Source organism: Vitiosangium sp. GDMCC 1.1324 (assembly GCF_003044305.1).
Classification (GTDB): domain Bacteria; phylum Myxococcota; class Myxococcia; order Myxococcales; family Myxococcaceae; genus Archangium.
Genome location: NZ_PZOX01000005.1, coordinates 243,369 through 260,468 on the forward strand (window position 1 = coordinate 243,369; position 17,100 = coordinate 260,468).

The 17,100-nt window shown below is 70.2% G+C and carries 14 protein-coding genes and 1 CRISPR repeat array (1 of these 15 cut by a window edge); of the genes, 1 reads left to right on the forward strand and 13 read right to left on the reverse strand.

What is annotated here, in order from left to right; genetic code table 11:
* Positions 1–415: 415 nt before the first annotated feature.
* Positions 416–640, forward strand: a complete 225-nt coding sequence (locus DAT35_RS17040; RefSeq protein ID WP_158501745.1) for a hypothetical protein — start codon at positions 416–418, stop codon at positions 638–640.
* Between the two features lie 164 nt (positions 641–804).
* Here DAT35_RS17040 and cas6 read toward each other — a convergent pair whose 3' ends face one another.
* The 13 genes from cas6 to DAT35_RS17100 all read right to left on the reverse strand — a co-directional run bounded on the left by cas6 (position 805) and on the right by DAT35_RS17100 (position 16,130).
* The gene (gene cas6, locus DAT35_RS17045; RefSeq protein ID WP_108068096.1) at positions 805–1,512 is read right to left on the reverse strand and encodes a type I-MYXAN CRISPR-associated protein Cas6/Cmx6; all 708 of its coding nucleotides are present in this window, start codon (positions 1,510–1,512) and stop codon (positions 805–807) included.
* Positions 1,509–2,636, reverse strand: coding sequence for a type III-B CRISPR module RAMP protein Cmr6 (cmr6, locus tag DAT35_RS17050; protein WP_108068097.1), 1,128 nt, complete (start codon positions 2,634–2,636; stop codon positions 1,509–1,511). The genes cas6 and cmr6 overlap by 4 nt, the downstream gene beginning before the upstream one ends.
* A complete protein-coding gene (gene cmr5, locus DAT35_RS17055) occupies positions 2,614–3,027 on the reverse strand; it encodes a type III-B CRISPR module-associated protein Cmr5 (RefSeq protein ID WP_108068098.1) in 414 nt (137 codons plus the stop codon). Before cmr5 ends, cmr6 begins: the two co-directional genes overlap by 23 nt.
* On the reverse strand, positions 3,024–3,935 hold the full coding sequence (cmr4, locus tag DAT35_RS17060; protein WP_233261517.1) for a type III-B CRISPR module RAMP protein Cmr4: 912 nt from the start codon (positions 3,933–3,935) through the stop codon (positions 3,024–3,026). The genes cmr5 and cmr4 overlap by 4 nt, the downstream gene beginning before the upstream one ends.
* Positions 3,932–5,107 (reverse strand): type III-B CRISPR module-associated Cmr3 family protein, encoded by a 1,176-nt coding sequence (locus tag DAT35_RS17065; RefSeq protein WP_108068099.1) that lies wholly within the window; start codon positions 5,105–5,107, stop codon positions 3,932–3,934. The genes cmr4 and DAT35_RS17065 overlap by 4 nt, the downstream gene beginning before the upstream one ends.
* The gene (gene cas10 / locus DAT35_RS17070) at positions 5,104–6,891 is read right to left on the reverse strand and encodes a type III-B CRISPR-associated protein Cas10/Cmr2 (RefSeq protein WP_233261518.1); all 1,788 of its coding nucleotides are present in this window, start codon (positions 6,889–6,891) and stop codon (positions 5,104–5,106) included. The genes DAT35_RS17065 and cas10 overlap by 4 nt, the downstream gene beginning before the upstream one ends.
* Complete coding sequence (gene cmr1, locus DAT35_RS17075) at positions 6,888–8,279, reverse strand: type III-B CRISPR module RAMP protein Cmr1 (protein WP_108068100.1); 1,392 nt, start codon at positions 8,277–8,279, stop codon at positions 6,888–6,890. Before cmr1 ends, cas10 begins: the two co-directional genes overlap by 4 nt.
* Positions 8,276–10,087, reverse strand: a complete 1,812-nt coding sequence (locus DAT35_RS17080) for an SAVED domain-containing protein (protein WP_108068101.1) — start codon at positions 10,085–10,087, stop codon at positions 8,276–8,278. Before DAT35_RS17080 ends, cmr1 begins: the two co-directional genes overlap by 4 nt.
* A 39-nt stretch (positions 10,088–10,126) precedes the next feature.
* A complete protein-coding gene (locus DAT35_RS17085; RefSeq protein WP_369945855.1) occupies positions 10,127–10,780 on the reverse strand; it encodes a nucleotidyltransferase in 654 nt (217 codons plus the stop codon).
* On the reverse strand, positions 10,759–11,013 hold the full coding sequence (locus tag DAT35_RS61805; RefSeq protein ID WP_255415181.1) for a hypothetical protein: 255 nt from the start codon (positions 11,011–11,013) through the stop codon (positions 10,759–10,761). The genes DAT35_RS17085 and DAT35_RS61805 overlap by 22 nt, the downstream gene beginning before the upstream one ends.
* A gap of 79 nt (positions 11,014–11,092) precedes the next feature.
* Complete coding sequence (locus DAT35_RS17090) at positions 11,093–11,932, reverse strand: serine/threonine-protein kinase (RefSeq protein ID WP_108068102.1); 840 nt, start codon at positions 11,930–11,932, stop codon at positions 11,093–11,095.
* An 11-nt stretch (positions 11,933–11,943) separates the two neighbouring features.
* A complete protein-coding gene (locus DAT35_RS17095) occupies positions 11,944–12,750 on the reverse strand; it encodes a sigma-70 family RNA polymerase sigma factor (protein ID WP_158501746.1) in 807 nt (268 codons plus the stop codon).
* The gene (locus DAT35_RS17100; protein ID WP_233261519.1) at positions 12,747–16,130 is read right to left on the reverse strand and encodes a serine/threonine-protein kinase; all 3,384 of its coding nucleotides are present in this window, start codon (positions 16,128–16,130) and stop codon (positions 12,747–12,749) included. Before DAT35_RS17100 ends, DAT35_RS17095 begins: the two co-directional genes overlap by 4 nt.
* 129 nt (positions 16,131–16,259) lie before the next feature.
* A CRISPR array of direct repeats spans positions 16,260–17,100; the repeat unit is 36 nt; unit sequence GTGCTCAACGCCTCTCGGCATCACGGCGAGCGGGAC (it continues 6,888 nt past the right edge of the window).

A 17,100-nucleotide genomic window follows, 5' to 3' on the forward strand; every position in this document is an offset into this window, starting at 1 on the left:
GCAGTCCAACCAATCAGAGCGGCAGAAGCCTGCTTTTGAGAGAGCAGCGAGCTCCTCGGCGATTTGGAATCGATAAGTAAGTCGGCATGCCCCAACCCAGGAAGTCACGCCGGAAATCTGGCGTGAGACAGGCGGCGGAACGAAGTCAGAGACAAGAACGCCAGCCGCCCGGAACACAGGCGCGGAGCACCTACGGCTCCGTGCACAGGACGCTGATTGGGCCGCCTTGTTCCCGCGATGGGGACGCAGCACGGCGATGCGGGGCTGCCCGACTCAAGGCCTCTCACTCGCCCCCGGCACGATGCGCCTCGGACAGCCTCGAGTTGGCCAGCACCACGGGCAGCACGCGCACCAGGCCCTCCTCAACGGCCAGCCTATCGACTACGTGGAGAAGGCCGAGGCGGAGGCGAAGCGTGTGCGCGAGAAGCTCATGGGCGTGACGCGGCGGCACGCCCTCTGGGTGCAGTCGTCGCTCGTTTTCATGAAGCCAAAGCTCAGGGTGAAGTTTCAGCCGCGCAATGTGGCGGCGCTCACCGACGAGATGCTGCTGCCATTCCTTCGGCAGAAGCCTCAGAAGCTCGGGCCTTACGAGTTGGAGGAGCTTGTCCAAGCCGCACAGCGGGAGGAGACGTGGGAGTAGCCCCGCGCCGGGCTGACCGCGCCGCTGCTGGGCGTTGGCGCTCCGAACGATGGCAGCACGGCGCCAAGCACGCTGGAGCTTCGTACGCGCGCCGTGCCCGCGAGCGCCTCCGACGGGAAATGGTACTGCGGGAGCCCGTACGTGAATGACCTCGCTGGGGGCTTCTACCGGACCGACGCCAGCGGATTGAACGGGGGCCTCGGGCTGCACCGAGGCGGCGCAGGCGATAGACCCCCTCCTTTTTCGGACGGCATTTCATACTCAAGGCCCTGTCCGTCCCGAACCTCCTCGTGTCGGGTGGGAAGGAAGAGCCCACAGCCCAGGTGACGGCGCCCACCCAGTCCCTGCGTTTGGAGGCGCAGGGAGTCCTCTGGCGCGAGGCCTCCCACCGTGAGGGCAAAGCCCACGACCTTTCTCCCCGCGATGGACAGGATGCGCCGTCGGCCCAGGGTCAGCGTCCCCTCGCAGCGCAGTTCCCTCAGGAACTTGCGCGTGGAGAGCTCGAAGGTGGCGGCGTCCAACGCGTGCTTGAAGGTGACGAGCCGAGCGGACAGCGAGGGGGCTGCCGCCAGGGGGTGGATCTCAGGCCTTCCCAGGCGGACTTCCCGGCCCGCGAGGACGAGTGCACTGCACGCGAGCGGTAGGAAGAATGCGAGGGAATCCGCTGGACAGCGCAGACGCAGCGCGCCTCTTCCCAGGTGGAGGACCTGGGCATCGGCTCTCGTGCCACGCAGGGTGAAGACACCGACGTCATGGCGCTCGTGCAGCCCAGGAAGCCGACGGGAGAGTGCCGAGAACAGCAAGTAACCGTGATCGAGCGGCACCGGGCCGCCGCGCACGGGAAACAGAATATCGATGACAGGCGAAGTCATGCACGAAGCCTCGTGAGGAGCTCTTCGAGCCGTTGCTGCTCCTCGGGACGCTTGAGGTTCAGGTACTTCTTGAGGAGGCGCGCCGCCTCGAGCCGCTCCGGCTCCGTCAACGCCAGCAGTCGATTCACCCATTGCTGCTCCACCTGCTGGAACTGCTGTCGCTGGCCCACGGTGCGCGCTTTCTGCTCCTCCAACCAGGTCTTCAGTTCCATCACGGCCGGAGTCTCCAGACTCTTGCCGGGTTGGAGGCCCGGTGTCTCCGGAACGAGCCGCCCGTACCCGGTCGCGGTCTTTCCTCCCAGGCCCCAGGACTCCAACGCCTCGCCCACGTAACGGCCCGCCCGCTCCAGCAGCACTCGCTCGCCCCTCGCCTCCAGTACCACCAGGAAGCGATTGCCCGGCGCCACCGTCAAGAATGACACGGGGTTGGGATCGTCGAAGTCCACGGGCCATTCCCCGCCCCCGCTCTCGTAATACCCACGCTGATGCACGGTGAGCACGTCTCGCGCCAACATCGGCCCACTCCCCTTCTCCGGCGGGATCCACAGCGCATCGTGGAAGGTCACCTCCCCCTGGCTGCCTTTCTCCGATACCTCGTCCACCTCCGGAGCACCGAACAGCCGTCGGAACACCCGGCCTGGAACCCGGCTCGGACGAGAGAGCTCCCAGGTCGTCCCACGGAAGGGCTCACGCTCGGGCTCCTCAATATCGGGATCCGGGCCATACACCGTCTGAACGTAATGGGCCGTGAGTCCCTTGAGGGCCGAGCCGGGCAGCACGGGCACTCCCCAGGTATGGTGCAGCGTCAGCCCGACTCCGGTGGCCGACGAGGTGCCGTGCCCCACGAGGATCCGGCTCTCCGCCCGTACGATGAAGCAGAGGGTGTCTGGACCCTGGAAGGATTCCTTCCAACGGCGATAGGCCTGTGCATAGCGAGGCGGCTCGCGGCACCGGGACAGAAGCTCCAGCCATCGAGTCCGAAGTTCCAGCCACCGCTTGCGCTCGACGGGGTCTTCTCGCAACAGGGCCAGGGGCGCACACCGGGTGTACCCCAGGCCCACGTGGCTCGGCACCTGCCCGGGGGTCTCCGGGCACCGGTCCTCACCGTCCGCCTTCAGCCACATGGCTTCGCTCCTCCTGCGTGAAGGTGGCCTGCACCGCGCGCCGGAACCACACCAACAGCTGAAGCAACTCACGGGTCGCCAGCATGTAGTCGCTCATCTCGAGCCGCCGCACCGCATCTGGAAGCTTCACGCCCGCCGTCCGGGGAGGCCCGGGGAGCAGTGCGTCGGCGAGATCCTCAAGGAGCCGTCCCACGGGCTTGTCGTGCTTCGCCTTCTCGGACTCCAGCTCACGCTCGAGGAAGGCCAGCGCCGCTGCCAGGCCATTGCGCAGCACGGCGGCGCCGAGGGAGTGGACGTGCATCGCATAGTCCGCGCGCTCGCCCGGGGGCACGCGCATGACCCGCTCGTAGGCGTGGAGGGCTCGCGTCTGCTGCCGCGTCCGGTGGGTCATGGCCGTGCCTCCCTCTGAGCGCCGGGCCATGCCGCCAGCCGGCACCTGCCCCGGCCCACGGTGGCCTTGCCACCCAGTTGCAACAGCGTTGTCCCCTTCAGCGCCCGGTCGAGCACCTCCGTCGCGCTGAGATCGGTGCCCCGGCGCAAGCTACGTCCCGCGGCCAGCACCCCTACCAGGAGGGTCTCCGCGGGCAGGCTCTCTTCCTGCCAGAGCGCTCCCTGCACCACCGTGCCGGTCCCGGGGTCGATTCGCACGCGCGTCTCCACCTGGGTGGCCGTCTCCAGGAGGAAGCTCATCGTCTCGTCGTCTACCACGGCGAAGCGCTCGCGCAGCCCTTCCTCTTCCTCGGGCCAGGTCCGAGCGAGGAAGCGTGCCCAGGCTTCCACCGCGGGCTCCACCTGGGTGTCCAGGTCCAGATCCTCCAGCAAAAGCCTGCGGTGCTTGGGCGACACGGTGATGTTGCCCTCCCCCACCCGTGCGCCAGTCACGGGCAGCCGCTTCATGCGCCCCGGTAAGCCCTCGAGGCCCGTCAGGTCCCTGCGCGCCAGTTCCAGCAGGAGCGGCGAGGACACCCACGCGAAGGCGCCCAGGAAGCTGCGCACGGGCAGCGCCACCAGCCGCGCATCTCCCACCACCAGCGCACCGGCATGGTCTCCTTCCCGGGTCTCGTCTCCCGCCGCGCCGCTCGTCTCGCGCAGAGGGCCGAAGAGGGCCTCCCGCTCCTCCGAAGGCAGGTCCCGGTGTGCATCGCGCAGCACGCCCTTGAGCGAAGAACCGGGGACGAAGGGGATGTTCGTCGCACGCAACCTCGCGATGGGTAGGTCGATGAGGCCCACGCTCTGCCCCGTCCCCGCGTGCAGGGGAGAGAGGGCGTGCAGCAGGTAGGGCCGGGTCTCCATGCTCATGTGTTCATCTCCTCGGGGTTCCAATGCCCGGGCAGTACCCGCCCCAGGCCCTCCTCGCGGCCACTGCCCCAGGGGGCCAGCCAGAGAGTGCTCAGCGCGGTGAAGGGAAGTCCGTCCACCCGCTCGAAGAAATAGACCGAGCCCGCGGGCACCAGCCGCCGGGTGGCGCGAGCCCTCCGCTGGACCATGTCCCAGGTGGACAGTTCCAGGGGCCGGTTCACCAGTGCCGCGCGGAGCACCACCTGCCCTTCGACTCCCGGCAAGGTGCCGACCCACGCGGGACATCCCTCGTACTCGGCACGCTCCAGACCATCCGGCAGCCAGCCGCGTTGGAATTGCGCGGGCGTGGCCAGAATCAATCGCAGCCCGGGCGAGCGCTCCGGCAGTCCCCTGGGCGCCGCGAAGAGCCCGGGGGACACACGCTCCGCCAGCGTCAACCGCCGCTTGCCACCCAGTCCCAGCGGTCCCCAGGGAAAGCCCGGAGCCTCGGTGGGCAGCGTGCACTCCAGGCCCAGGGCCCACTCGCGGGCTCCGTTACCGAGGGGTTCGCGGCAGAGCATCTCCAGGATGGGCGTCTGGTACAGCATGCCGGGCTCCGCGGTCTGGGTGTCGGGGTTCAAGGTCACCCGCACATCGACACGCCAGGGAGGACCGGACTGGCCGCGAGATTTTGGAACCTCGCCGCGCAGCCAGCCGCTCAGGGCCTCCTCCGTCCAGAACGGCGGCAGGGGCCTCGGCTTGCCCGGCGGGAGCACGGGGCGCCACAGGGCCTCCAGCGCCGCATCGTCCTCCGTGCCCAGGGTCGCGACGCCGCGCGAAGGCCGCCGGGGGAGAAGTCGCTGGAGACCTCCGTCCACGGCCAGGGCATCCGCCGACACGGGCCACATGCGGTGCTCGGGGGCGAACTCCTCCCCGAGGGGCCGCAGGAGGGCCAGCACGGCTCCGAGGGCAACTTCCCGGGTCTCCCGCTCCCACTGTTCGGGAGATAGGGTGCGCGAGGAGCGGGCCATGAGGGACTGGCCCCAGGCCGCCCGCAGCGCGCCACGAATCGTGGAGGGGGGAGGCCAGGGGTGGGAATGGCTCCGCCCGACATCGCTGGTGTACCAGCCACGGCCGTCCTTGCAGAACAGCCCATCACGCGGCAACAGGGCCAGGCACGCCGTCGTGCTCATGCTGCACCTCGGGTATCACCCCGCGGCCGGAGGGTGGCGCGCGAGAGCAACTCCGCCAGGAACACGCGCTCCGCCCAGGCCTCCACCTGGACGTGGAGCTCCTCCAGGGTTCCTTCTTCCTTCAAGTCCAATCCCGCCTGCTGGGGTGTGAGTCCCGCCCCGGGAGTACCTGCCTCCACGCGGGCCAGCACCCGCCGCACCTCACCCACCAGCATGGGCCGCCAACGCGCCTCGTCCTGAGGCGAACCAGCGTGGCGGGGAATGCGCCGCAGGGCCGTGGACACATCACGGACCTTCGTCATGGGCAGCGTGCCCGCCTTCCGCAGGGTGATGGTGTCCTCGAGCGCCTTCACGGGCCCGTCGGGCCAGCGCTGCCGCCAGGCGTGCTCACGGCCGGAGCGCAGCCGTGCCAGGAGCGCGAAACCATTCCGGTCCTCGCCCTTGGCCAACTGCTCCGCGCGCCGCCCGAGGTCCAGCAAATCCCCGAGGCTCTCCAGGACATGGCCCACCCCCAGCCCCACCGAGAGCGTGGGCGCGTTCACTCCCGCCCGGCTCTGGAGCTCCTGCTCCATGGCAGCGGCGAAGGCCCGCGACAACTCGGCGGCGCAGCTCAGCGCGTCCGGAAGACAGACGAAACCCAGCACGTCATCTCCACCGGCGTAGACCAGCACGCCCCGGTGCCGCTCCTCGAGGATGCGCCGGGCCTCGGTGGCGAAGTCGGAGAGCGTGCGAGACAACGACTGGTGCGCGGCGGGGCCATGAGAGGCCAGGGCATGAAGCGTCTCTCCCATCTTGTCGCCGTCCGCCACGAGGCAGGCCACATAGGGGAAGGGCTCACCCAGGGTGGCCAGCAAGGGCCGCACGAAGTCCTGGCCGAAGCGCTCCGCGTCCTGGCGCCCCATTCCCTGCTCCTCCAGGTACGTGCTCCACCGGCCGGGCAGCAGGAGCTGTGCGTCGAAGGGGAAATCACGCACCCACTCTCGGTCCCCCGCCTGGACTGGCGTCAGGACTCCTTGGTCGCGCAGCCGCACACACTCCCGGCGGAGCCTCTCCATCGCCGGGGGCTGGGTGTGCTTCGCGAGCGCCGTATAGGCGGCGAGGCCGATGGTCGGGACGGGGATGAACTGCCCGGGCTGTCCGCCCGTGCGCTTGAGCAGACCGATGGCGTCCAGTTCCTCACGCTGGCCGATACGGAAGCGGCGCCAGTCGCCCCCCTCACGCCTCCCCTCCCGCAGCACGGACTCGCGTGCACCATCCAGGCTGGACTTGTGGCGGCCGCCCCGCTGGTGTTGCCACGGAGAGAATGGGCGCAGCCGCTTGCGCTCGGCCAGCGCGGCTTCCGCGAGACGTAAGGCCCTGGGGTACTCCTCCGGCGTGGTGAAGGGACACCAGGCGGCATGGAACTCCAGGAGGGTGTCCAGTTGCTCCTGGGCGGTGCCGAGAGCGCCGGGGTCCACGAGCTGGGGATGCTTGCGCCAGACCTCCAGGCCCCATTCGCGCAGCCGTGTGCGCGCCGCCTCCCGCGCAGCCCGCGCCACCTCGCGAGGCTCCCCCTGCCGCACGAGCACCAAGAGCTTGTTGGGGACGCTGGGGGCGGCCTCCTGCCCATCCACGAAGGCGGGGAAGATGAGCTCGGCCCGGAGCCGCTGGGCGGTGCGGGCGGCCTCGAGGCTCAGCTCGCTGAGCACATGGCTGCCGAACCACAGGTCCCGGGTGCGCCGGGCCTGGGCGATGAAATCCTGCACGGGACCGAGGCTCATGAGGAGCAGGTGCGCGGTGCTCACGTCGACTCCTTCACGCCACTGAAACCCTTCACCCACCCCAGAAACGCTTCCTCGAGGTTCTCCGCGACGAGGGGCGCGTAGAGCGCGGTATCCCCCGGTGCCAGGAGCCGGTCGAAGGGCGCCGCGGAACCCCGGACGGGCTCACGCGCCTTGCCCATCAGCACGACCTGGCCCTTCTCGGGCCACGCGCGGCGAAGCCACAGCGCGATGGGGACGAAGGAGCCATCCGCCAGGGGCATGGCCTTGACGATCAACGGAGAAGCGAACCGCTCGCGGACCCGCGTTCCATCATGCCAGCGCAGCTCGACGTCCGGAGGTTCGGCATAGGGCGCTCCCCTGCCCCCCGGCGTCTTGGGCCGGGCGGTGCGTTGGAAGCGAATGGCCAGAGGCAGGCCGAACCCCGCGCGAGGCCAGGCCACGGCCTTGCCGGCGCAGGCGGGCCGGGGCGGGTGGGCCCAGGAAGTCCCCTTCGGAGGGGAAAACAACTGGCGGACCTTGTCGGCCTCCGGCCAGTAGGAGCGTCCCGGTCGCTCTGGCCTGGGCTCCCGGGCGGTTGCACTGCGGCCCTCGCCCTTCTTCCCGGGCGAGGCCACACGCGAGCCCTGGGGAAGACGTCCCTCGCCCTGGCGGAACTCCCGCAGCCAGCCCAGCGCCACCTCCCAGGCATCATCGGCGCCCGGCCGCGAGGCGCCGTAGAGCAATCGAGCCCCCCGCAACAGGGGCACCTGTTTGGCCCCCCCCGGAGGGAGCGCGCCGAACAGGGGCAGCTCCGGGAAGAGCCGCGACCACTCCTCGCGCGTGGGCTGCCGAGGCAACCACGCCGCCGCGTCGTCCACGACGGTGAGCGCACCGAGCCCCCGGCGGGTGCGACTTCCATATCCCCCCCAGAGCACCCAGGCCCGGAGAGCGCCTTCCACCTCGGAGAAGCGCTCCGCCGGGGCGAGGAGGTGGAGGTGGAAACACAGCGAGGAGTGCCAGCGTGGGGCGAGGGGCTTGCTCGCGACCCAGAGGGCATAGGCGCCCCGGGCTCTCTGATCGATGCGCCCATCGTCCCGGGACACGGTTCGCGGCTCCACCTCCACACGCACTTCCACGCGAGAGCGCGTCCCCTGCTCCTTGCCCATCCCACCCCAGAGCTCGCGCTCCCGGCGGGCCAGCTCCGCGGGCGTGGCGCACGCGTGCCCATGGAGCGCCCGCCACCAGAAGCGCAGGTGGCCTCGAATCGACGGCGCGCGAAGGGGGTCCAGCTCGTCCAATTCCCGGGCGGCGGACGAGCCACCGAGGATGGGCGTGATCGTCTTCAGCCGCACCCGCAGCGACTTCATCGGAGGCCCACCCGTGAGACGCCGGGCCCGCGGCGCCGGGTCTGGCAGGGCGTCGTTGCTCACGTGGACCGGCTCCTTCCCGGGGCGTCGAGCAAGGTGCGGTGTTGGTCGAACAGCCCCTCGAAGAGCAGCCGCAGCTCGTCCTGGATTTGCTCCCGAGAGCACTCGTCCCAGCGGCGGAGCGCGAGCAGCAGCGCACGCACCCAGCCGGGCTCCTTCGTGCGAACCAGCTCCCTGCGGTAATAGAGGGCCAGTGTCAGGGTGTCGTTCTTGTCCAGCCCTTCCAACTTCACGCGCAGTTGGCTGTAGCTCTCGTGGGGATCCGGGAAGGTGGGCAGCCCCGCGACCTCGATGAACACCCGCTCCAACGCCGGCTGCTCCTCCCTGGCCAGAGCGGCCGTGGAGAACCGGCAAGCATGGAAGAGCCAGATGAGGTAGCGCCGCAACCGCCGCTCGGGAAGGGTCTGGATGGGGCGCTCCGGCTCGAAGACGCGAACGCTCTCCAACGCGTTCCAGATGATGTTCGCGAGGGCGTGTGATGGAGGCTGGGCGGTCGCGGCCCGATGGCTCCGCCGCCAGGCCAATGCCACCTCGACGGAGACCACGTCCGCGTCGTAATCCACCGCCTCGAGCACCCACCCCGTGCGGCCACTGCCGCTGTAGCTGTAGGAGGTCAGGCCTCGCTGCTGGACATGGTAGGCCTCGTGGACGAGGAGCAGCCGGATGCACTCGTCCCAATCTTCTTTCGAGCCCAGGCGCTGGCGCAGGGCCCGGAAGCCCTCCAGCAGGTCGACGGGGAACTTCCAGGTTCCGGCCTGATAGCGGAACAGGGGCGTCCTCTCCGTCGCGGGCGTGGTGTCGATTTGACTGTCCAGGAGGACCCGCCCCCCGAGCCGCTCGACCAGTGTCTGTTGCTCGGGTTGGCGCAGCCACTCGACCAACTGCTGGTGGATGCCGATCACCTTCTTGAGCTCTTCCTGGATCTCCTGCCACTGCTTGGAGGTGAGCGTCTCCTCCCGTGCTGCGGCCAGACGGCGCCGAGGGCTGATCTGATGGACGGCGAGATACTGGCCCTGCTCGCGATTGAAGTGGTGCAACCCCAGGGGGTGCTGGGTCTGGGCGTTGATGGCGGTCCCCAGCGCGGCGGCGAGGCTGCCGGGACAGTCCATGGCCAGGAGCACCGATCCGGCGCCCTCCAGCCGCTCGTGGAGGGTGTCGAGCACGGTGCGGAATTGCTCCACCGCCCGCGAGACCTCGCCAGGGTTCTGCAGGGCCCGCTCCGAGGTGCCTCGTACGGGCCGCAGGCAGACCGTGGCCAGGATCTCCATGGGGTGGCGTGCCTTGAACTGCGCGAGCGCCGTGTCACGAATGGGGTTGGTGACCTCGACGATGAGCGCCACGTGCCCACGGCCCTCCTGCCGCGCGGCGGGAAGACCCTCGACGGTGAAGTAGGGCTCCGGGGTGGAGGGATGGGATCGGTCCGCCATGAGCGACCAGGAACCATCCTCCCGCGACTGCTGATAGACATACAGCCGCCGGCGCGGCAGACACCACGCCAGGTGCAGCATCAACACCAGGGGCGCGCACCCGAACAGGTGGACGGGCAGGTCGAGCCCCAGCTCGCGCTCCCGGGCCAGGAGCGCCTCGGCGAACCGCTCGTTCTCATCGAAGGCCCAGCCCCAGTCCTGCTCCCGCTGGGCACGGACGAGCGTGTCCTTGTTGTACTCATGCAATACGCAGGACGCGACGTCCCGGTCCCCCTCGAAGCCACTGTGCTTCAACGCCTCGCGCGCGGTGTTCTCGGCCACGGGGCGGTCGTGCTCGTAGCGAAGGATGAGGGCCTGGGTCCTGGGTGTCAGGGCAATGACCATGGGAAGGCTCCTGAAGAGGATGGGACCGCGAGGACGGACTCAGGGCCCCCGCTGCCGGTAGAACTCGCCGAAGAGCTCCCGCAGGCGCCCGTGGGCCCGCGGAGGATCCGAGTCGCTCTCGTCCCTCGCGAGCCGCACCTGTCTCGCCGCGCTCGCCAGCAACTGATGGGCCGCCGTCTTCTGGTTGGAGGTCATCCGCTCATCCACGGCGGGGCCCAGCCCGGCGGGATCCGGACACGTCCCCAGCACCTTCTGGCTCAGGTGGGAGAAAAGCCTCTCCAGCCCGTCGAGGTAGTCCCCGGGGGGCGAGGGAAACGCGCTGTAGCTCATCACCTCCAGATGGAACGAGCCCAGGGGGCTGGACGGGTGATGTCGGTTCCAATGCTTGACGGCCTTGAGGAGCGGCTTGAGCTTCTTGCCTGCGGCCTCGTTGGCCTCCGTGCTCAGAGTCTGGTGGATGCGGGGATTGGTGGAGATCCATCGCCCCGTTTCCCGCTCGGGGATGAGGAAGGTGTCCCGCCCCGGCACCGAGAACGCGGGCACGACGTCGAACTCGTTTCCCGAGTCCGTGAAGCCGATGTGCACCGAGTGCTGCTGGAGGATCGGAAGGCTCTTGTTGGACCACTTGTCGTGAAGCGCCTGCTGGACCTGCTTGAGCGCATCATCCGCCGTCAGCCCCCCTGCGAGGTGAATCGGGGTGGATGAGAGGACATCTCCCCCAGCACGACGAAGATGTCGATGTCATGCAGTGGCCGGATAGCGGTGTGGCGGCTGTAGGAACCGGAGAGAAAGTCCGTCTTCGTGTTGAGCCGCTTCCGCAAGGCCTCGCGCACCAGGGTGTGCTGCCGGCTGACCTCGTCCCGCTGTCCCTGCGTCAATTCCAGGGACTGGATGAACTTCTCCAGGCCCTCACGCACGCTCCACATGTCCGCTCCTTGGATTCTTCCGTATCCAAGAAGAAGGACGTCAAAAGCGGCGGCGGACCATCGCGGTCCGGTGCTTTTTTCAAGGCAGGAGGCTCAGGACGTCCGCCATGGAGGGGCGTTCCGGGGCCTTCTTGGCCAGCAGGCGAGCCAGCAGCGAGCGAAGGGCCACGGGCGCCACCCCCTCCAGGAGCTCCAGCGGGGGCGGCCGGGCCACATGACAGAACATCAGGCTTTGCTGCGCCTCGGCGATGAAGGGCGGGCGGCCCGTGAGCAACTGGAATCCGAGAATTCCGAGCGAGTAGACATCGGCCCGGTCATCCACTGTCTTGGAACGAGTCCACTGCTCGGGGGCCCTGTACTCCCCGGTCCCTAGGAGCGCGCTCCCCGCCGTCGAGACCGGGAGTGCGGCGAGCCCGCTCCCGGTGGCGAGCCTCTTGGCGAGCCCGAGGTCGGCGAGCTGGACCTTCCACGCCCCCGGCTCCCGCTGGGAGACCAGGATGTTGGCGGGCTTCAGGTCCCGGTGAACGAGGCCCCGCGCATGCAACAGGGCCAGGACCTCCGCCAGTTGGCGGAGCACCTGGACGCAGTCGCGAACCGCGAGGCGGCCTCCCTCATGGACGAGCGCATGGTGGAGATCTTCCGGTTGCCACGCCAGGACCATGAAGGGACGGCCCTCCAGGAGCACTCCGGATGCCTGGGCACGGACCAGGTGCGGGTGCCGGAGCTCCTGGAGCGTCCGCGCCTCATTGAGGAAGCGGGCCACCACCTCGGGGTGGAGGCACCACTCCGGACTCAACACCTTCACCGCTACGAACTCGCCCGAAGTGGCGTGCCGCCCCGCGTAGACCTCACTCGTGGCGCCCACCGCCACACAGCGCACGATGAGGTACTCACCCACGCATGTGCCAGCTGCCAGCATCGAGGGCTCCGTCAGCTCGAGGCGGAAGGCTGAAGGGCGCGCAGCTTCTCCAGCCAGTGCAGCAGCCCCCGAAGCTCCTCGGCGCACTCCGGATAGCCCGCGGCGAAGGCCTCGGGCTCCAGGGGTCTCCCCTCCTCGCGCCGTCTGAAATAGGCGGCCAGGGCCGCATCCACCCGGTTGCGGGAGAGGACCGCATCGGGATTCTCCTCGGACTCCTCTTCCGCCGTGCCTTCCATGCGCGCACGGAGGGCCCGCAGACCCCGCTGCAGCAGCGACTCCACGGCTTCCTTGGAGCGGCCGAGTCGCTGCGCGATGCCTCCCACCGTCGAGTCCTGGAGGTAGTAGAGCGACAGGGCTTCGCGCTGGGCGTCGGGGAGCTCGTAGAAGTGCGTCAACAATCGACGCCACTCCTCCTGGTGGGAGGAGACCTGGCTCGGGCTGCGCTGGGGAGCGGGCAGGCCCTGGGCTTCGGAGCTGTCCAGGGGGAGCGCTCCCCCGTCATCCCGCTTCTGGCTGCCCGCCTTGCGTAGCATGTCCACCCAGCGCGAGTGGAGCACCTGCTCCAGCCAGACCCGCCATTCTCCCTCGGCCGTGCCCCGGAAGGAGGCGAAGCGCTGGAACGCCCCCAGCGCCGCCTCCTGGGCGACATCCGAGGGCCGAATTCCTCCCGGCGGCGAGCGCCCAATGCGCCGGGCCGCCCACCTGTCCAGATCGGACTGGCTGCGGCGGAGCAATTCCTCCCAGGCGCCCTGCTCCCCCTCTCGCACCCGGTGCAGCAGCGCCTCGATGGACAACTCAGACAGGATGGATGAGCTCATGGGCAGCCCTCGAACACGAAGCGTATATCTTCTCCATCCCTGTCCTTGAACTCCCTGGCCAGGGCGCATCGCGCGGTGTGCAGGCGCGTGGCCTGTTCCCCGTCGCCCATGAGCGCCTCCTGTCCGGCCACAGCGCGAAGCCACACCAGGGCCTGGCGTTTGCCCAGGGGCTCCCCTTCCCTCAACCGCTCGCCCAATTCCACCGCCTCCTGGTAGTTCCGCTCCGCCTCCCCATACTGGCCCCGGGCGGCCTGGAACGAGGCCACGTCCACGAGGACCCAGGCGAGCACCCACCGGCTGTATTGATCCCCCGCCGGAGCATCATGGAAGCTGCTCCGTGCCAGGCGCAACGCCCGGTCGAGGAACCCCCGCGCCGCGTCTGGCTCGCCCGCCGCACGCGCCACGTTCCCGCGCATGCCGAGCACCTGGGCGAGGAGGGCTTTGTTATAGGACTCGCCGTTCTGTTCGTGGAGCCGGGTGGCCTTGTCCAGGAGGTCGGCGGCGGCGTTCCACCTCCCCGCCGCGAGCTCGCACTCGGCCAGCTCGGAGTCACTGACCGCCAGGGTGCGCCGGTCGTCCACCGGGTCATCCGTCGCCACCTCGGGACGCTCCAGTCCCCGGACGGCTTCGGCGAAATGCTCGCAGGCCAGGTCGAGGTGCCCCCGCGCCTGTTCCACCTTCCCGCGCTTGGAGTGCTCGAGGGCCACCAGCCGCGACAGCCTCCCATCGTCAGGCCGATCGGCGAGGGCCGCGCGCAGTTCCTCTCGAGCCTCGTCCAGGAACAGGCTGGCTCGTGCCAGGGTTCCATCATGGAAGGCGAGGTCCGCCTGCCGATGGATGAAACGGACGGCCACGCGCCGCACTTCGAGACTCTCGCGTTGCTGGGGCGTCAGCCCGGCCAGGGACTTACGAAAGCCTTCCAACGTGGGCTCGCGCAACCGCAGCGTGTACGGCAGCCAGCTGAGCCTCCAGTCCAGGTCCCCGGCGAACTCGTCCATCGTGTCGACGTACTGCCGCAGGGAGGCCTCCGCGAGCCGACGCTCGTGGCTCGCGAGGGCCGCGTAGAAGACGATGGCCAGGAGGGCCAGCCCCCCCGCGGCGGCGAGCAGCCCCCGGGTGAGCGTGCGCCGCCGCTCCAACCGCCGCGCCGCCTCCAGGAAGCGCTCCACTTCGGGGCTCTCTCGCGGGCTCCCGGCGCGGCGGGCGCGGGCAGGCGAAGCGCCGTCCCGGTAGTGGGTGAGCAGGGTGCCCGTGGGCAGTCCCTCCACCGGACAGCCCGCCTGGTGCCAGACATGCGCCGCGGCCTCCAGGTCCGCGTGGCGCTCCAGCCGCGTCCGCTCCTCCTCAATCCACGAGGCAATGGAGCGCACCCGGTACAGCAGCAGCTCGTGCGCCAGCTCGACGCGCTGCTCCGTGGCACTAGCTCCGCCCGACAGAAGCAACAACCGCAACCCCGCCGGAGCCTCCCGCGGGGTGCCATGGGACAGCCCGGAGAGCCGCAGCAGCACCTCCTCGGCCCGCGCATCGTCTCCCCCCGCGGCGAGCACCTCGCGCCGCGAGCGGGGGCGGCGGGTGTCGGGCACGCCCCGGCCCGTCCGCACCAGGGACAGAATCATCCCCCTGGCACGCTCGCGCCCCTCCTCTCCCAGACCGTCGAGCAGCGCCTCGGCCTGCTGGGCCAGGGCTCCCCCCACTCCCCCGAGCCGCTCGTAGTGCGCGTGGGTCAGTGGCGCGCCGCCGCTCAACGCCCACAGCGCCCGCAGCGCGTGCCCGAGCAGCGGCAGGCGGCCCGCCTCGCCCCGCGCGTCCTGCACCATACGCTCGGCCAGACCTTCGCCCAACCGGAGCCCCGCGCCGCGGGCCAGGCCCTGGATGACCTGGGCCAGCGCGGCGGGCTCCATGGGCAGCAGGGGGAAGCGCGCGGCGTGCGGGAGGTGACGCGCCAGGGCCGGCACCTGCTCGATGCGATGCAGGAAGTCGGCGCGCACGCAGGTCAGCAGCCGCACCGGCGAGCCGGGGGCCTCGAGCGCGGCGCCCAGCAGCGCGTCCACCCATGGGCACTCCGCCGCGCCGAGCGTGAACAGCTCCTCCAGGGGCTCGAGCACCAGCAACAGGCGGCGCCCCTCGGGCGCATGGGCCGTGGCGAGGTCACGAAGGGCCCCGGCGTCCGCCCGCAGGGCGCGCTCCACCGTCTCCGCGCCCTCCCCCGCTCCCAGGCGAAGGGGGCCCGAGGCGAGCGCCCGGGCCAGGGCGCGGATCGGCTCGTCCCCCGGGCGAAGGCACACCACGCACCACTCCGGCGCCCGGGCGAGCCGGGGCAACAGGCCCGCCTGGAGCAACGAGGACTTGCCCACCCCGCTGGGCCCCTCCACCTGGAGCCACCGCCGCGGCCCCGTCTGGAGCTCTCCGAGCAGCGCGGACAGGCTCCGCAGCTCCTCGTCACGGCCGAAGAACAGCTCCGCCTGCGCCTCGGTGAAGGAGGCCAGTCCGGGAACGGGGCACGTCTCCGGATCGTCCTCCCACGCCCGGCCGAGCATGTCCTGGCAGCGCCGCATCGCCGGCCGCCGTGAGGGCTCCTTGGCGAGCATGGAGGCGATGAAGGCGCACAGGCCGCCGGGCAGCGAGGGGGCGAGCTCGCGCAGCGGGGGCGGCTCCTCGTGCACATGCGCGGAGAGGACCTCGACGGGGTCCTCGGACACGAAGGGCGTGCGGCCCGCGAGCAACTCGTAGAGCACCACGCCCAGGGCATAGACGTCCGCGCGGGAGTCCACGCGGGCGGCGCTCCGGAACTGCTCCGGCGCCATGTACGGGTAGGTGCCGATGAAGGCCGACTCGTGGGTATGGGCCAGGGTGGCGCCGAGCGCGTCCACCTCCACGGGCGGCAGCTTGGCGATGCCAAAGTCCAGCAGCTTGACGCGGTGGCCAGCAAGGGCGCCTTCCCGGGGACACAGGAAGACGTTCTCCGGCTTCAGGTCCCGGTGGACGATGCCCCGGGCGTGGACCTGCGCCAGGATGTCCGCGAGTTGGGCGCCCACGTCCAGGGCGTCCCGGAGGGGCACCGGCTCCGCGTGCTGGCGCATCCACTCGCGCAGGGACAGCCCCGGGAGGTATTCCATGGCGAGGAACGCCGTGTCCGCCTGCCGCGCCGCGTGCAGGACCCGCACCACCCCCGGGAGCTCGAGCCGGGCCAGGACCTGGGCCTCCTGGAGGAATCGGGCAACGAGGTGCGGCTCCCGGGCCGCCTCGGGGGACAGGACCTTGAGGGCCACGCGTTGCCCCTGGGGCTCGAGCTCGGCGGCATAGACGCTCGCCATGCCCCCGCTGCCGAGCAGGTGCAACAGCCTGTAGGGTCCGACATGGGTGGGGAGGGAGGACTCCATCGAGGGACCATGATCGTCGCTCCCGCTCCCGGGACCAAGGGCGAACCGGTGGCCCGCTCGTGCCTCCCTGCTTGCTTCCCCGCCGCGGGTGAGCCCTTGAGTTTCCGGCCCGGGCGGAGCCCGAGCGCGGCCTTCGACGCCTCTCGGCATCACGGCGAGCGGGACGGCCCTGCCGCCCGGTGTCCAGCGGTCCGCCCAGTAGTGCTCAACGCCTCTCGGCATCACGACGAGCGGGACCGCCGCAACTCCGAGCGCTCCGATTCCAGTCATCGCGTGCTCAACGCCTCTCGGCATCACGGCGAGCGGGACACCACCCCCAGGCGGGCTGGCGGTTCATGCATGACACGTGCTCAACGCCTCTCGGCATCACGGCGAGCGGGACTCACGAAGATGGATCAGGATGGCGGCGGCACCATGTGCTCAACGCCTCTCGGCATCACGGCGAGCGGAACGCCCCGCCGGGCGTCTCGTACTGCAGCTCCCAGCAGTGCTCAACGCCTCTCGGCATCACGGCGAGCGGGACCGCGACGGGCAACGTCACCGTCTGGTGGAGGATGTGCTCAACGCCTCTCGGCATCACGGCGAGCGGGACCAACTGGCTGTTGTCCAAGAACGGGATTCATCTGTGATCAACGCCTCTCGGAATCACGGCGAGCGGGACCGCTCATCACCGGCGAGCCACATCGCCAGCGCCTCATGTGCTCAACGCCTCTCGGCATTACGGCGAGCGGGACCGGGAGCGGCGCCGCCTTGCCCTCGGGGAAACGCAGGTGCTCAACGCCTCTCGGCATCACGGCGAGCGGGACTTCTCCGCGGACGGCACGACCTTCAGCAGACGCGCGGGTGCTCAACGCCTCTCGGCATCACGGCGAGCGGGACTTGGGCGCGGCCCCGGTCAGGGCCAACCCCAGAGGTGCTCAACGCCTCTCGGCATCACGGCGAGCGGGACTGCGCCGCAACGGGACGGACA

Excerpts from the sequence above, each read along its gene's own strand:
- cas6 (WP_108068096.1), bottom strand. The coding sequence starts at position 1,512 with ATGACTTCGCCTGTCATCGATATTCTGTTTCCCGTGCGCGGCGGCCCG.
- cmr6 (WP_108068097.1), bottom strand. The coding sequence starts at position 2,636 with ATGTGGCTGAAGGCGGACGGTGAGGACCGGTGCCCGGAGACCCCCGGG.
- cmr5 (WP_108068098.1), bottom strand. The coding sequence starts at position 3,027 with ATGACCCACCGGACGCGGCAGCAGACGCGAGCCCTCCACGCCTACGAG.
- cmr4 (WP_233261517.1), bottom strand. The coding sequence starts at position 3,935 with ATGAGCATGGAGACCCGGCCCTACCTGCTGCACGCCCTCTCTCCCCTG.
- DAT35_RS17065 (WP_108068099.1), bottom strand. The coding sequence starts at position 5,107 with ATGAGCACGACGGCGTGCCTGGCCCTGTTGCCGCGTGATGGGCTGTTC.
- DAT35_RS17080 (WP_108068101.1), bottom strand. The coding sequence starts at position 10,087 with ATGGTCATTGCCCTGACACCCAGGACCCAGGCCCTCATCCTTCGCTAC.
- DAT35_RS61805 (WP_255415181.1), bottom strand. The coding sequence starts at position 11,013 with ATGTGGAGCGTGCGTGAGGGCCTGGAGAAGTTCATCCAGTCCCTGGAA.
- DAT35_RS17090 (WP_108068102.1), bottom strand. The coding sequence starts at position 11,932 with ATGCTGGCAGCTGGCACATGCGTGGGTGAGTACCTCATCGTGCGCTGT.
- DAT35_RS17095 (WP_158501746.1), bottom strand. The coding sequence starts at position 12,750 with ATGAGCTCATCCATCCTGTCTGAGTTGTCCATCGAGGCGCTGCTGCAC.
- DAT35_RS17100 (WP_233261519.1), bottom strand. The coding sequence starts at position 16,130 with ATGGAGTCCTCCCTCCCCACCCATGTCGGACCCTACAGGCTGTTGCAC.